Source organism: Flavobacterium soli DSM 19725 (assembly GCF_000422705.1).
GTDB lineage: Bacteria > Bacteroidota > Bacteroidia > Flavobacteriales > Flavobacteriaceae > Flavobacterium > Flavobacterium soli.
Window position 1 is genome coordinate 108,467 of sequence record NZ_AUGO01000002.1, and the last position, 14,771, is coordinate 123,237.

Genomic DNA, 14,771 nt, shown 5'->3' on the forward strand with positions numbered 1-14,771 from the left:
ATGTAAAGTTAAATAAAAAAAATAAATACTGTTATAATAATGTTAAAAAATTACTATTAATATTGATTTGGAAGGTTGCAAACAGGTATAGGAAGCATTTTATGCTGGTTTATTGTATTTAATTTCTTATATATCTCAAAAACAACTTTTTCTCTGCCAGAAAATTCATCTGAAGTTCTTCCTTGTTCATCAGCAATCATTGCCCATTCTAGTTCGTCATAACTCGCTCCAAGTTGATCTTCATCAGTTCTATCATCACCAAATAGTCCATCTGTAGGGGCTGCTTTCAAAATAGACTGTGGTATGGAAAGATATTCGCCTAAAGCATATACTTCACTCTTCATCAAATCAGCAATTGGACTCAAATCTACTCCTCCATCACCATATTTGGTATAGAAACCAACACCGAAGTCTTCTACTTTGTTTCCTGTTCCGGCAACCAAAAGGCCATGAATTCCAGCAAAGTAATATAAGGTAGTCATTCGTAGTCTTGCTCTAGTATTGGCAAGCGATAGATTTAGTTTTGCTATATCATCTGTTTCAGGAACAGCTGTTTTGAACGTTTCAAATGTCGAAGTCAAATCTGCAATCACATTGGTAACATTCGGAAACCGGCTTTTCAATTGTTCAATATGCTCCTGTCCACGATTAACTTGTTTCGGATCTTGATGAATGGGCATTTCTACGCATAAAACCTTCAAGCCAGTTTGAGCACAAAGTGTCGAAGTAACAGCCGAATCGACACCTCCAGATATTCCTACAACAAAACCGTTCACTTTTGCGTTAGTTGCATAGGTTTTCAACCAATTTACAATATGTTCATTTACTTTTTCAATAGCAATTGAATTCTTTTTTTGCATAATATTTTGATATCTAAAAAAACAGCAGTGTATATTTGCACTGTATTTTAAAGTGGTTAAAATTATAAAAAACAAAAATACTGATTGTTACGGAATTTCACTAAAACATTAGGCGATTATACCTACTTATTGGGATAATTTATTTCGCTGAAGGCTTGGTCTAAAGGGTTTTCTTACGAAACTTCGTAATTGTTGGTTGTAAAAACAAAACTATTCATGAAACAGGCATTTTTACTTTGTTCCTTAATTATTATTATGGCTTCTTGCGACAAGAAATCAAAGGTCGAAAAGCAAGTTGAAGAAATTCCACTTGAAGTAAAAGTAGAACGATTTGATAAAGTTTTCTTTGAGACGCCAGTAGCTGATTTGCCAAAAATTAAAAAACTATATCCCGAATTTTTCCCCGATGGTGTGGAAGATAAGGTTTGGATTGAAAAAATGAGTAATCCATTGTGGAGGGAATTATATGCAGAAGTTCAAAAGACATTTGGTGATTTTGGATCTGAGAAAACGGCGATAGAGGATGTTTTTAGACATGCAAAGTACTATTTTCCAGAAACCCAAACGCCAGAAGTTATAACAGTGATTGGAGAAATGGACTATAATAATAAGGTGATTTACACCGGTAATTTGCTTTTAATTTCAATGGAATTGTATTTAGGGAAAGATCATGAATACTATCAAAGTGAATTTCCTGCCTATCTACGTCAAAATTTTCAAAAGCAACAATTGATGCCTGATATTGTTTCGGCTTTTAGTACAGGAAAGATATCGGAACCAGCCACTAAAAATTTACTATCCCAGATGGTCTTTGCAGGAAAGGAACTCTATATTAAGGACTTGCTAATTCCGGACGTTTCTGATGCCGACAAAATTGGATACACACAAGAACAAATTGCTTGGTGTGATGAAAATGAAGAATACATGTGGCGTTATTTTATTGAAGGGAATCTTTTATATGATTCAGATTCTCGATTAGGAAATCGTTTTATCAATAAAGCTCCCTTTTCTAAATTCTATCTGGAGATAGATAATGAAACACCAGGTAGAGTTGGAACTTGGGTGGGATGGCAAATTGTTCGTTCGTTTGCAAAAAATAATGATGTCAGTTTAGAGCAGCTTTTGCAGATGGATGCTGTTGAAATTTTTAATAAATCAAAATATAAACCAAAGAAATAATGGCCAATACAATTACCTCAGAAATAAAATTCCTAGTTGAATTAGACGAAAATAGAGTTCCCGAAAAACTGAGCTGGACGGCTCAAGATGGCGGAGTGGATGCTGAAGAAGCAAAAGCACTAATGCTGTCAATATGGGACAGTAAAGCCCAAGAAACCTTGAGAATCGACTTGTGGACGAAAGACATGCCGGTAGACGAAATGAAAAAATTTTTCCATCAAACGCTTGTGGCTATGGCCGATACTTTTCAGCGTGCTACCGATGATGAAAAAATGACCGATACGATGAAGGATTTCTGCGATTATTTTGCAGAGAAGATGGAGTTGAAGGGGTAGAAGCTTTAGGAATTAAATACGAATTGCACCAATTTTCACGAATTGATATGTGAAAATTGGTGCAATTTGTTTAAAAGTATTGTCTACAACAAATTATTCTTAAACATTTCATCATTAATTTCTCCGATGTAATCTAAAAGCTCTTCTTTTCCAATTGCATCAAGAGATGAAGTAACAAAATAAGGAGGCATTTCGGCCCAATTATTAGCAAACATTTGTTTTTTGTAAGCTGCAATATGTGAGTCGATTTTTGTCTTGCTGATCTTGTCTGCTTTAGTAAAAACGATGCAGAAAGGTATTTCGCTTTCGCCCATATAGTTCATAAATTCAATATCGATATTCTGAGCTTCATGACGAATATCTATCAAGACAAAAGCACAAACCAATTGTTCTCTTGTTTCAAAATAATCAGTAATAAACTGCTGGAAAACAGATTTGGTTTTTTTTGAAACTTTTGCATATCCATAACCCGGCAAATCGACCAAAAACCAATTATTGTTGATCTTGAAATGATTAATAAGTTGAGTCTTTCCTGGTCTTCCAGAAGTTTTTGCTAAATTTTTATGGTTCGTCAGCATGTTAATCAACGAAGATTTCCCAACGTTAGATCTCCCAATAAAAGCATATTCAGGAATTGGATCTTTTGGGCATTTTGCAACTTCAGAATTACTTATTATAAACTCGGCGGTATTAATTTTCATTATTTCAATAGATTTGGGCAAAGTTAGTCAAAAAAAATGACCACTACTTTTCTGAATCAAATTCAGTAAAATAGTGGTCTTTTGTCATTCAGTAGTGTTATAAATTTGCTTTCTTCAGCCAATTGTGCATCACTTCGTTAAATTCATCAGGATGTTCCATCATGGCAGCATGGCCACATTTGTCAATCCAATATAAGGAAGAATTTGGTAGTAGTTTATCAAACTCTATTGCAACTTCAGGAGGTGTCACTTTGTCATTTTTGCCCCAAATGATGCAAGTTGGAACGTGCATCTTTGGTAAATCCTTTGCCATATTATGGCGAATCGCACTTTTAGCAATTGTTAAGGTCTTAATTAATTTTATTCGATCATTGGCCATTGTATAAACCTCGTCAACAATTTCTTTAGTGGCAATTTTTGGGTCATAAAATACATCCTCTGCTTTCTTTTGAATATAGTCATAATCGCCTCTTCTTGGATAGCTGTCGCCCATTGCACTTTCATAAAGACCTGAACTTCCTGTGATTATAAGTCCGAGCATTTTTTCAGGATACATTTTCGTATGGTACAAAGCGATATGCCCGCCAAGAGAATTTCCAAGAAGAATAACCCTGTCAAAACCTTTATAAGTGATGAAATCTTTTACATACTTGGCAAAAGCCTTAACATTTGTTTTAAGAATACTTTGGGTGTAGATTGGCAATTCTGGAATTACTACTTTATAGCCATATTTTGGAAAAAAATTGGCAACCCCGTCAAAATTGCTCAAGCCTCCCATTAAACCGTGCAAAATGATGATTGGTGTTCCTTCACCAGCTTCGTAATATTTGTATTTTCCGTCTTTTTTTAACTCGTGTTCCATTGTTGTTTTGGCATTTTTATCCCGAAATTTCAGGAACAACAAATATATGATTTTATGGGTAAAAACTATTTTTTACTTCTTTATTATTTAACAACTATGCAATTTACTTGAAAATGATTTGTAAGATTTTAACAATTACAATGATCCAAGTTAAAATTTGTAATTATATCTGATGTAATTCTGCTATTGAAGATAAACCAATTGATGAGCAAAAATAAACTGATTGTTGCTAATTATTTTCCAAATTCACTGAATCATTAAAATATAATCAAAGAAATTCTAATAATCTGAAATCGAACAGCTAAGCTTTTTGATACGCAAGTGGTAAAACTTATCAACAAAGTGGGATAAAGTGGTAAAATGTGGTATTATTTTTTATATTTTTGTCCTTAAACAAATCTGAACGACTTGAATACGATAATCGGGACATACGAATGTAAAGTTGATGCTAAAGGAAGGCTGATGTTGCCATCGCCCTTGAAGAAGCAATTGACGGCGTCTTTGCAGGAAGGTTTCGTGCTAAAGCGTTCTGTGTTTGATGCTTGTCTTGAACTTTGGCCAATGGCAGAATGGAATTTGATGATGTTAAAAATTAACAAACTGAATCGCTTCAATAAGAAAAACAACGATTTCATTCGAAAGTTTATGGCGGGTGTAAAAGTGATTGAAATTGATGATCTGGGAAGGTTATTGATTCCGAAAGACCTTGTTTCGTTCAGTAAAATCTCAAAAGATGTGGTGCTTTCATCAAAAGTGAACATTGTGGAGATTTGGGACAAGGATTTATATGAAAAATCAATTGGAGATGATGATATTGATTTTGCAGATTTGGCAGAAGAAGTAATGGGAAATTTAAATGACGACGACAATGGAATATCATAATCCGGTTTTATTGAAAGAAACTGTTGATGGTTTGAATATCAAACCAGATGGAGTTTACGTGGATGTGACTTTCGGTGGGGGTGGTCATTCAAAAGAAATATTGAGCAGATTGGGTCCAAACGGAAAACTGTTTGCTTTCGATCAGGATGAAGATGCTTTGGCGAATGCCTTGCCAGATGAAAGGTTTATACTTATAAATGAGAATTTCAGGTTCATAAAAAGATTTTTACGTTTCCATGGAATTAAATCGGTTGACGGAATTCTGGCTGATTTAGGTGTTTCGTCTCATCAATTTGATGTCGCCGAAAGGGGTTTTTCTACTCGTTTTGATGCCGAATTGGATATGAGAATGAGTCAGAAAAATGATTTGAGTGCTTATAAAGTGGTGAACGAATATGATGAAGCCAATCTTCGTCGTGTGTTTTTGGATTATGGCGAATTAAAAAATGCTCCGGCAATTGCAAGAGTGATTTTGGAAGCAAGAGAAAAAGAGGAAATTAGAAACACCGAACAATTGAAAACGGTTTTAAGTAGATTTCTACCAGCCCATAAAAGTCACAAGATTCTAGCTCAAATGTATCAGGCAATCAGAATTGAAGTGAATCAAGAAATGGATGTTTTAAAAGAATTTTTGGAGCAATCATTGGAGATTTTAAATCCAGAAGGGAGATTGAGTGTGATTTCCTATCATTCTTTAGAAGATAGATTGGTAAAAAGATTTATCAAAAACGGAATGTTTGAAGGTGAACCAGAACGTGATTTCTTTGGTAACTTCTCAGTTCCATTCAGAACCATCGGAAAATTAATCGTTCCAGGAAATGAGGAAATCCGAATCAACAATAGAGCGAGAAGTGCAAAGTTGAGAATTGCTGAAAAGATTTAACTCGAATGAAAGGTGGAATTTACAACATACTCAAGGCTCGATTTCTCGTAAACGAGGATGCAAATAAAAACTGGCGTTTCATAGTTTTTGTGATTCTTCTGGCGATTGTGATGATTGCAAATACGAATCGATACGAACGAAAGATTTTTAGAATAAAGGCTTTAGAGGAAGAGGTGAAAGAGCTACGATCAGAGTTTGTAGACAGGAGATCGGAGTTGATGGAGCTAAAGCTCGAATCGACCATCGAAAAGAAAATGTTAGAAAAAGGAATTGTGCCATCGTCAGTTCCTCCGGTAAAAATAAAAGTAGTTAAAGAAGAAGAAAAAAGTTGGTATAAAAAATTATGGCAGTAGAAGATAAAAATATCTCTTATAGAATTTATCTGTTTGCATTTGCAATACTGTTGATGGCGTCTGCAATTGTCATAAAGTTAACTAATATTCAATGGGTTGAAGGCGATTATTACAGAAAATTAGCCAAGGATCGTTCGGTTAAAAAGTTTGTAATTCCAGCTAATAAAGGAAATATTTATTCTTCTGACGGAAGTTTGCTTGCCACATCGATACCTAATTATTATATAAGGTTTGATGCATTGGCGCCAACAGCTGAAAATTTTCAAAAGAATATTGAGCCTTTGGCAGATTCACTTTCGGTTTTGTTAGGCAAGCCAAAAAGTTTCTACGAAAGAGAATTGACACGTGCCAGAACCAATAAAAATAGGTATTATTTGATTGCTCGAAATTTGAGTTATACCGAATATGTAAAAATAAAAAGTTTTCCATTATTCAATCTTGGCGTTTATAAAGGAGGAATAATTGTGGACCAGCAAACAGTTCGCGAACATCCAATTGGAAAAATTGCTGAGAGAACCATTGGTTATGAAAGGATAACCCCTAACGGAACTCCAGATGGAAAGGGAATCGAGTGGGCTTTTCGCAATTATCTAAACGGAAAAGACGGTAAGATTTTAAAACAAAAAATTGCAAAAGGTCAGTGGAAACCTATTCGCGATGTCAATGAAATTGAACCTCAAGATGGTTATGATGTAATCTCAACAATTGATGTTTATATTCAAGATATCGCACATCACGCCTTGTTGAAGCAGTTGGAATTATATGAAGCAGAACATGGTTGTGTTGTAGTAATGGAAACCAAAACAGGGCATGTGAAAGCTATCTCAAACCTCGGAAGAGCAAAAGATGGTTCCTATTATGAAACAACAAATTATGCCATTGCAGAATCGCACGAGCCAGGTTCGACTTACAAATTGGCCGATTTGATGGCTTTGCTGGAAGATAAAAAAGCCGACACAAGCGATGTTTACAACACTTTTGGCGGAATTGTAACCTATTCAGGGAAGAAAGTTCGTGATTCTAAAGAAGGTGGTTATGGAAAGATTTCACTTGCACGTGGTTTTGAAGTTTCTTCCAATACGGTAATGGTTCAAGCGGTTTACAATGCCTATAAAGATAATCCAACTCAATTTGTAAATCATTTGCACAATTATGGATTAGACAAACCACTCGGATTGCCTTTCAAGGGTGAAGGTAAACCTTATATTCCACATCCAAAAGACACGCGTTGGAGTGCCATTTCATTGCCTTGGATGGCTTTTGGATATGGAGTTTCGATCACGCCTTTGCAAACCTTGACTTTTTATAATGCCGTTGCAAACAACGGAGAAATGGTAAAACCACAGTTTGTTTCCGAGATTAAGGCTTGGAATAAAACTATAATGAAATACGAAAAAGAAGTAATGAATCCGAAAATTTGTTCGGATGAAACGTTGGCAAAAGTAAAAGCTGTTTTGGAAAATGCCGTAAAAAAAGGTACTGGTGCAAAATTATATTCAAAGGATTTTTCGATGGCAGGAAAAACGGGAACAGCTCAAGCCAATTATGCCAAAAAAGGCGGCTCAGAGAAACATTATATTTCATCATTCGCAGGTTATTTTCCTGCAGATGAACCAAAATATTCTTGCATTGTCGTGGTTCATGAGCCTAACACTGCAAAAAATAATTATTACGGAGCCGATGTTGCCGGACCAGTTTTTAAAAGAGTAGCCCAAAAGATTTTTACCGATTCGCCAACAACTAACGAAGTGAAAAATCTTCAACAGAAAGATAAGATTCAGGAAAAAAACTACAGTACGTATTACGCGAAAGCGGAAACAAAAACCAGTTTAGTTCCAAATGTTCATGGAATGTCAGGAATGGATGCTGTGGCATTATTAGGGAATTTAGGATTGAAAGTAAAAGTTATCGGAATTGGGAAAGTGAAAAAACAATCGCTTTCGGCAGGAGAAAGATTAGAAAAAAATAAAACTATAACACTCGAATTATCGTGATTGTTTTAAAAGACATATTATATAAAGTAGCAATTGAGTCGGTTCACGGAACGACAGAAACCGCTGTGAACAAAATCGAATTCGATTCAAGGAAGATTGAAGAGAATGATGTTTTTGTTGCCATTCGCGGAACCGTTTCTGACGGACACGATTTTATTGAGAAAGCTATAAATCTTGGTGCAATTGCTATTGTTTGTGACACTTTTCCAGAAATAATAGTTACAGGAATTACCTATATCCAAGTAAAAGATACCAATTCGGCTTTGGCTTTTATGGCTTCAAATTATTATGAAAATCCTTCGAGAAGCCTGAAGTTAATTGGAATTACGGGAACAAATGGTAAAACCACGATTGCTTCGCTTTTGTATCAGTTATTCAAAAAAGCAGGTTACAAAGTGGGTTTACTTTCAACCGTGAAAATTTTGGTGGATGATATTGAATACAAAGCAACCCACACCACTCCGGATTCATTAACCATCAATAAATATTTGAAGGAAATGAACGAAGCTGGTGTTAAATATTGCTTTATGGAAGTAAGTTCTCACGGAATTCATCAAAAAAGAACTGAAGGTTTGCATTTTGAAGGTGGCGTTTTTACCAATCTTTCGCATGACCATTTAGATTATCATCCAACTTTTGCAGAATACCGAGACGTTAAAAAATCGTTCTTTGACCATTTGCCAAAAACAGCCTTTGCCTTATCCAATATTGATGATAAAAATGGTCAGGTAATGTTACAAAATACAACTGCAAGAAAATTGACGTATGCTCTAAAAACATATTCTGATTATAAAGCTCAAATCCTAGAAAATCAACTTTCAGGTTTGTTGTTGAGAATAAACGATAATGAGGTTTGGGTTAGATTAATAGGTACTTTCAATGCTTATAATCTATTGGCTATTTATGGAACTGCCGTTGAATTAGGTTTGGATAAACTAGAAGTTTTAAGATTATTGTCTGAACTGGAGAGTGTTTCGGGACGATTTCAATTCATCATTTCGAATGAAAAAATCACGGCGATAGTGGATTATGCACATACACCTGATGCTTTGGAAAATGTGTTGAAAACGATCAATGATATTCGTACAAAAAACGAACAGCTTATTACAATTGTAGGTTGTGGTGGCGATAGAGATAGAGCCAAACGTCCAATTATGGCTAACATAGCCTCAACATTGAGCGACAAAGCTATCATTACTTCTGACAATCCGAGAACGGAAGACCCAGAAGCTATCATCGCTGAAATGGAAAAAGGTGTGGAGCCACAGAATTTTAAAAAAACAATTTCGATTACCGATAGAAAGCAGGCCATTAAAACCGCTTGTCAACTGGCTCAGCCAAACGATATCATTTTGATTGCAGGAAAAGGTCACGAAACTTATCAAGAAATCCAAGGTGTACGATACGATTTTGATGATATGAAAATTGTAAAGGAATTTTTAGAACAACTCGGGAAATAACAAAAAATAAATTTCAAATCCCAAAGTTTCAGAATTTGAAAATTGGAAATTATTTGGGATTTGATACTTGAACATTGAAATTTTAAGCTTATGCTGTATTATTTATTCGAATATTTAGACAAGACACTCGATGTTCCAGGAACAGGAGTTTTTCAATACATCACTTTTAGATCAGCTTTGGCAATTTTGTTATCGTTGTTGATTTCTACCGTTTTCGGAAAAAAGATTATTAATTTCTTAAGAAGACAGCAGGTTGGAGAAACTGTTAGAGAACTTGGTTTGGCAGGTCAGAATGAAAAAGCAGGAACGCCAACAATGGGAGGTTTGATCATCATCATTGCGACTTTGATTCCGGTTGTTCTGCTAACTAAACTTAATAATATCTATATAGTATTATTGATTGTAACAACTTTGTGGATGGGAACGATCGGCTTTATAGACGATTATATTAAAATTTTTAAAAAGGATAAAGAAGGTCTAAAGGGAAAGTTTAAAGTAATAGGACAAGTTGGTCTAGGATTGATAGTAGGGCTTGTTTTGTATTTTAATCCGGGGGTTACAGTTAGACAAGATACAGGTGGAAGTTTTACATATAAAGCACAAACAGAAAATGTAATTACGCAAACTCCATTGGAAGAAAAATCAACCGTTACAACCATTCCGTTCTTTAAAAATAATGAATTCGATTATGCAGAGTTGTTAGCTTGGACAGGAGATGGTTATCAAAATTTAGCGTGGTTGATTTTTATTCCGATTGTAATTTTCATCATTACAGCTGTTTCAAATGGTGCGAATTTAACCGATGGAATTGACGGTCTTGCAGCAGGAACTTCAGCAATTTCGGTTTTAGCACTCGGGATTTTTACATTCGTTTCGGGTAACATCGTTTTCTCGAATTACTTGAATATTATGTACATCCCGAATTCAGGAGAGATGACGGTTTTTATTGCTGCCTTTGTTGGAGCTTTGGTAGGGTTTCTTTGGTATAATTCCTATCCTGCAGCCGTTTTTATGGGCGATACAGGAAGTTTGACCATTGGAGGAATCATTGCTGTTTTGGCAATTGCCGTTAGAAAAGAAATGTTACTGCCCGTTTTATGTGCGATTTTCTTTGCAGAGAATTTATCGGTAATCCTTCAGGTAAGTTATTTTAAATATACCAAAAAACGTTTTGGCGAAGGCAGAAGAATTTTTCTAATGTCGCCCTTACATCATCACTATCAGAAAAAGGGATATCATGAAAGCAAGATTGTAACCCGTTTTTGGATTGTTGGAATTTTATTGGCCATTTTATCAATTGTGACTTTGAAACTGAGATAATGAAAAGGCTCGTGATACTTGGCGGAGGAGAAAGTGGCGTTGGAACGGCAATTCTCGGAAAGAAAAAAGGATATGATGTTTTTGTATCCGATTTCGGAAAGATAAAAGAAAACTATAAAGAAGTTCTTACGATTAATAAGATTGAATGGGAAGAGGAACAGCATACGGAAAAATTGATTCTGAATGCCGATGTGGTAATGAAAAGTCCTGGAATTCCAGAAAAAGCACCAATAGTAAAAAAGCTCCTTGAAAAGAAAATCCCGGTGATTTCTGAAATTGAATTTGCAGCTCCGTGGACAGATGCAACCCTAATCGGAATAACGGGAAGCAACGGAAAAACAACCACAACAATGCTTACCTATCATTTGCTGAAATCAGGCGGATTAAATGTAGGATTAGGTGGGAATATAGGAAAGAGTTTTGCTTGGCAGGTTGCTGAAGATAAGTTTGAAGCCTACGTTTTAGAATTGAGCAGTTTTCAATTGGATGGAAATTATACGTTCAACCCGCATATTGCAGTAATTACGAACATAAGTCCGGATCATTTGGATCGATATGAATACAAATATGAAAATTATATCAATTCGAAATTCAGGATTACGATGAATCAGACAAAGGAAGATTTCCTGATATATGACGATGATGACGAAGCTATTGCAGGATGGTTTCAAAATAACAAAACAAAAGCACAAAAAGTACCCTTTTCAATATCAAAAGAGCTTGAAGAAGGGGCATCAATAAAAGACAAGACAATGAAAATAAACATCAAAGACGAAGAATTTACAATGGACACAACACATTTGGCACTCGAAGGAAAGCACAATATGAAAAATGCAATGGCTGCTGCATCTGTAGCACAATTGATGAAAATCAGAAAGCAAACCATTAGAGAAAGCTTGTCGAATTTTCAAGGTGTGGAACATCGTTTGGAAAAGGTGTTGAAGATTCAAAATGTGCAATACATCAACGATTCTAAAGCTACGAATGTGAATGCTACATTTTTTGCCTTGGATAGTATGACGGTTCCAACGGTTTGGATCGTGGGTGGTGTTGATAAAGGAAATGATTATTCAGAATTGATGTCTTTGGTTCGCGAAAAAGTAAAAGCGATTGTGTGTCTTGGTGTTGATAATAAAAAAATAATTGATGCTTTCGGTAATGTTGTTGATGTGATGGTGGAAGTTTCAAATATGTCAGATGCTGTGAGAACTTCACAAAGATTGGCAGAAAAAGGAGATGCGGTTTTATTGTCTCCAGCTTGTGCAAGTTTTGATTTGTTCGAAAATTACGAAGACCGAGGAAAGCAATTTAAACAAGCAGTTCAGAATTTATAATAAAGGTTAAGGGTTTTAGGTCTTGGGTACAGGTTGCCCAAAACCCAAAACCCAAAACCCATAAACCTTAAAAATGAAAGGATTAATAAACAGTTTAAGAGGAGATAAAGGCATTTGGTCATTCGTGGCCTTGTTGGCCCTGTTTTCCTTTATGCCTGTTTTTAGTGCAAGTAGTAATTTGGCTTACATGGGTGGAAAAGGGACAGGAAATACTATTGGTTATTTGCTGAAACATGGGATGAGCATCATCACTGGATTCATCATTATCTACCAAATGCACAAAATTCCGTATCATTATTTTCGAGGAATTTCCCGAATTGCATTACCTGTAGTTTGGCTATTATTGGCTTATACATTACTAAAAGGAACTGTTATCGATGGAGCAAATGCAAGCCGATGGATTCAAGTACCTTTCGTTGGGATTACGTTTCAAACCTCCACATTAGCTTCCATAGTTTTGATGATTTTTGTGGCACGATATTTATCTAAAACGCGAGAAACTCCGCTAACTTTCCAAAACTCCTTGTGGGAACTTTGGACACCAGTTGGAGTAACGCTAATGTTTATACTACCTGCAAATTTCTCAACAGCAGCCTTGATTTTTTCAATGGTGTTGTTACTGGTTTTTATCGGAAGATATCCGTTGAAATATATTGGGTTTGTAGTTGGAATGGGAATTCTTTCACTTGCCTTTTTTGTTTTAGTGGCTAAAGCTTTTCCTGATGCTTTCAATAATCGTGTTGATACTTGGGAAAAAAGGGTAGAAAATTTTTTTAGTGATAAGCCTGGTGAAGACGATTATCAAATTGAAAAAGCAAAGATTGCAATCGCTTCGGGTCAAATTTATGGAACTGGTCCTGGGAAAAGTGTTCAGAAGAACTTTTTGCCTCAATCGTCTTCCGATTTTATCTTCGCCATCATTGTCGAAGAATACGGATTGATTGGTGGCTTGGGAGTTCTCGCACTATACCTTTTGTTGTTTTTCAGATTTATCGTAGCCGCTCACAAGTCGAATTCGATTTTCGGAAAATTATTGGTCGTAGGATTGGGATTTCCGATAATCTTCCAAGCGTTAATCAATATGGGAGTTGCGGTAGAATTATTGCCGGTTACAGGGCAACCTTTGCCTTTGATAAGTAGTGGAGGAAGTTCAGTTTGGATGACGTGTATCGCTATCGGAATCATCTTGAGCGTGACCAAGAAAGAAGAGGAAATTGCAGCAGAATTGGACGAAAAACAAAAACGTGACGAAGCCTTAAAACGCTTAATCGATAAGCAATTGGAAGAAGAAGCTCTCGAAAATGAGGCAAATGAAATACAGCCTGAATTGGCTACAGAAGGAAATTATTCAATAGAAGAAACAGCAAATCCAATGGATGCTGTCAAAAATAAATAAACTCAGTATCTCGGTAAACTCGGATACTCAGCAACTAAAAGAAATGGCAAATTTAAAATTCATATTAAGCGGTGGCGGAACAGGTGGACATATCTACCCGGCAATCGCTATTGCTAATGAATTAAAGTCTCGTTTCCCAGATTGCGAAATCCTATTTGTTGGAGCGAGAGATAAAATGGAAATGCAAAAAGTACCGCAAGCCGGATATAAAATCAAAGGATTGTGGATTGCTGGAATTCAACGAAGATTCACTTTTGATAATTCACTTTTTCCAGTAAAATTATTGGACAGTTTATTGAAATCAAGAACTATCATCAGAGATTTCAAGCCAAATGTAGTAATTGGGACGGGAGGTTTTGCAAGTGGACCGTTATTGAGAGTTGCAGGTTTTGCAGGAATTCCAACCGTTATCCAAGAACAGAATTCTTTTCCTGGAATTACAAACAAATGGTTGAGCAAAAAGGCCAGTAAGATTTGTGTAGCTTATGAAAATTTAGAACAGTTTTTTCCAAAGAATAAAATTGTTCTCACAGGAAATCCAGTCCGTCAGGATTTGATTGACATCAAAAATAAAAGAAAAGAAGCTAGAGCATATTTCGGTCTAGCCGAAGATAAAAAAGTGGTTTTGGTACTTGGAGGAAGTTTAGGTGCGAGAAGAGTAAATCAGCTTATTGCAAAAGAATTGGTGAATTTCACTTCACAAAATGTTCAAGTCATCTGGCAATGCGGAAAATTATATTTCGACGAATACCAACGCTATAACGATAATGAAAACGTTCAGGTTTTGTCGTTTATAGATAGAATGGATTTGGTGTATGCTGCTGCAGATATTGTGATTTCAAGAGCTGGAGCTTCTTCAGTTTCGGAGTTATGCATCGTTGGAAAACCGGTTATTTTTATTCCGTCTCCAAATGTTGCAGAAGATCATCAGACGAAGAATGCCAATGCAATTGTTGAAAAAAATGGAGCTTTGATGGTAAAGGAAGTGGAGTTGGATACCAAATTTACCACGACTTTCAATAATTTATTGAATGATGATAATTTGCAAAAAAGCTTATCTGAAAGTATCGAAAAACTAGCAAAAGTGAATGCCACAAAAGATATCGTGGACGAAATAGTAAAATTGATTAAATAGGCAATAGCCAAAAGAATAGAGCCAAGAGTTCAGTGCAATGAGAAAAACTCATGAACTTAAAACTTAGAAACTCAGCA

Annotated in this window: 14 protein-coding genes; 11 read left to right on the forward strand and 3 right to left on the reverse strand. The window is 35.6% G+C overall.

The genetic code is table 11. The features are described 5' to 3' along the window. Positions 1–56: 56 nt before the first annotated feature. Complete coding sequence (gene nadE / locus G508_RS0103545) at positions 57–860, reverse strand: NAD(+) synthase (RefSeq protein WP_026704029.1); 804 nt, start codon at positions 858–860, stop codon at positions 57–59. Between the two features lie 216 nt (positions 861–1,076). Between nadE and gldB the strand changes: the two genes are divergently transcribed. Both gldB and gldC read left to right on the forward strand, forming a co-directional pair. Beyond that, complete coding sequence (gene gldB, locus G508_RS0103550) at positions 1,077–2,039, forward strand: gliding motility lipoprotein GldB (protein ID WP_026704030.1); 963 nt, start codon at positions 1,077–1,079, stop codon at positions 2,037–2,039. Then, positions 2,039–2,374: a gliding motility protein GldC gene (gene gldC, locus G508_RS0103555; RefSeq protein WP_026704031.1), complete on the forward strand. Its 336-nt coding sequence runs from the start codon at positions 2,039–2,041 to the stop codon at positions 2,372–2,374. The genes gldB and gldC overlap by 1 nt, the downstream gene beginning before the upstream one ends. An 83-nt stretch (positions 2,375–2,457) precedes the next feature. Here the strand turns inward: gldC and yihA are convergent, their stop codons facing one another. Then, positions 2,458–3,075, reverse strand: a complete 618-nt coding sequence (gene yihA, locus G508_RS0103560) for a ribosome biogenesis GTP-binding protein YihA/YsxC (RefSeq protein WP_026704032.1) — start codon at positions 3,073–3,075, stop codon at positions 2,458–2,460. 97 nt (positions 3,076–3,172) lie between these two features. Continuing rightward, positions 3,173–3,937, reverse strand: a complete 765-nt coding sequence (locus G508_RS0103565; protein WP_026704033.1) for an alpha/beta fold hydrolase — start codon at positions 3,935–3,937, stop codon at positions 3,173–3,175. A gap of 408 nt (positions 3,938–4,345) precedes the next feature. Between G508_RS0103565 and mraZ the strand changes: the two genes are divergently transcribed. From mraZ to murG, 9 genes are all read left to right on the forward strand, one after another. Further along, the gene (gene mraZ / locus G508_RS0103570; RefSeq protein WP_026704034.1) at positions 4,346–4,819 is read left to right on the forward strand and encodes a division/cell wall cluster transcriptional repressor MraZ; all 474 of its coding nucleotides are present in this window, start codon (positions 4,346–4,348) and stop codon (positions 4,817–4,819) included. Then, on the forward strand, positions 4,794–5,702 hold the full coding sequence (rsmH, locus tag G508_RS0103575) for a 16S rRNA (cytosine(1402)-N(4))-methyltransferase RsmH (protein ID WP_035694053.1): 909 nt from the start codon (positions 4,794–4,796) through the stop codon (positions 5,700–5,702). Before mraZ ends, rsmH begins: the two co-directional genes overlap by 26 nt. 5 nt (positions 5,703–5,707) lie before the next feature. After that, on the forward strand, positions 5,708–6,055 hold the full coding sequence (locus G508_RS0103580; protein ID WP_026704036.1) for an FtsL-like putative cell division protein: 348 nt from the start codon (positions 5,708–5,710) through the stop codon (positions 6,053–6,055). Next, positions 6,046–8,049 carry a penicillin-binding protein gene (locus G508_RS0103585; protein WP_026704037.1) on the forward strand — a complete coding sequence of 668 codons (2,004 nt, stop codon included), beginning with the start codon at positions 6,046–6,048 and terminating at the stop codon, positions 8,047–8,049. The genes G508_RS0103580 and G508_RS0103585 overlap by 10 nt, the downstream gene beginning before the upstream one ends. After that, complete coding sequence (locus tag G508_RS0103590) at positions 8,046–9,509, forward strand: UDP-N-acetylmuramoyl-L-alanyl-D-glutamate--2,6-diaminopimelate ligase (protein ID WP_026704038.1); 1,464 nt, start codon at positions 8,046–8,048, stop codon at positions 9,507–9,509. The genes G508_RS0103585 and G508_RS0103590 overlap by 4 nt, the downstream gene beginning before the upstream one ends. Before the next feature lie 90 nt (positions 9,510–9,599). Then, entirely contained in the window at positions 9,600–10,829 is a 1,230-nt protein-coding gene (gene mraY / locus G508_RS0103595; protein ID WP_026704039.1) for a phospho-N-acetylmuramoyl-pentapeptide-transferase, read from the forward strand. Beyond that, on the forward strand, positions 10,829–12,163 hold the full coding sequence (murD, locus tag G508_RS0103600) for a UDP-N-acetylmuramoyl-L-alanine--D-glutamate ligase (RefSeq protein WP_035694055.1): 1,335 nt from the start codon (positions 10,829–10,831) through the stop codon (positions 12,161–12,163). Before mraY ends, murD begins: the two co-directional genes overlap by 1 nt. A gap of 73 nt (positions 12,164–12,236) precedes the next feature. Beyond that, entirely contained in the window at positions 12,237–13,559 is a 1,323-nt protein-coding gene (locus G508_RS0103605) for an FtsW/RodA/SpoVE family cell cycle protein (protein ID WP_026704041.1), read from the forward strand. Between the two features lie 43 nt (positions 13,560–13,602). Next, positions 13,603–14,694, forward strand: coding sequence for an undecaprenyldiphospho-muramoylpentapeptide beta-N-acetylglucosaminyltransferase (gene murG, locus G508_RS0103610; RefSeq protein ID WP_026704042.1), 1,092 nt, complete (start codon positions 13,603–13,605; stop codon positions 14,692–14,694). The last annotated feature ends 77 nt before the right edge of the window (positions 14,695–14,771 follow it).

Bases quoted from the DNA above. Each gene is read 5' to 3' on its own strand.
- G508_RS0103580 (WP_026704036.1), top strand. From the start codon at position 5,708: ATGAAAGGTGGAATTTACAACATACTCAAGGCTCGATTTCTCGTAAAC.
- G508_RS0103565 (WP_026704033.1), bottom strand. From the start codon at position 3,937: ATGGAACACGAGTTAAAAAAAGACGGAAAATACAAATATTACGAAGCT.
- mraY (WP_026704039.1), top strand. From the start codon at position 9,600: ATGCTGTATTATTTATTCGAATATTTAGACAAGACACTCGATGTTCCA.
- G508_RS0103605 (WP_026704041.1), top strand. From the start codon at position 12,237: ATGAAAGGATTAATAAACAGTTTAAGAGGAGATAAAGGCATTTGGTCA.
- G508_RS0103585 (WP_026704037.1), top strand. From the start codon at position 6,046: ATGGCAGTAGAAGATAAAAATATCTCTTATAGAATTTATCTGTTTGCA.
- gldB (WP_026704030.1), top strand. From the start codon at position 1,077: ATGAAACAGGCATTTTTACTTTGTTCCTTAATTATTATTATGGCTTCT.
- rsmH (WP_035694053.1), top strand. From the start codon at position 4,794: ATGACGACGACAATGGAATATCATAATCCGGTTTTATTGAAAGAAACT.
- yihA (WP_026704032.1), bottom strand. From the start codon at position 3,075: ATGAAAATTAATACCGCCGAGTTTATAATAAGTAATTCTGAAGTTGCA.
- nadE (WP_026704029.1), bottom strand. From the start codon at position 860: ATGCAAAAAAAGAATTCAATTGCTATTGAAAAAGTAAATGAACATATT.
- murD (WP_035694055.1), top strand. From the start codon at position 10,829: ATGAAAAGGCTCGTGATACTTGGCGGAGGAGAAAGTGGCGTTGGAACG.
- murG (WP_026704042.1), top strand. From the start codon at position 13,603: ATGGCAAATTTAAAATTCATATTAAGCGGTGGCGGAACAGGTGGACAT.
- gldC (WP_026704031.1), top strand. From the start codon at position 2,039: ATGGCCAATACAATTACCTCAGAAATAAAATTCCTAGTTGAATTAGAC.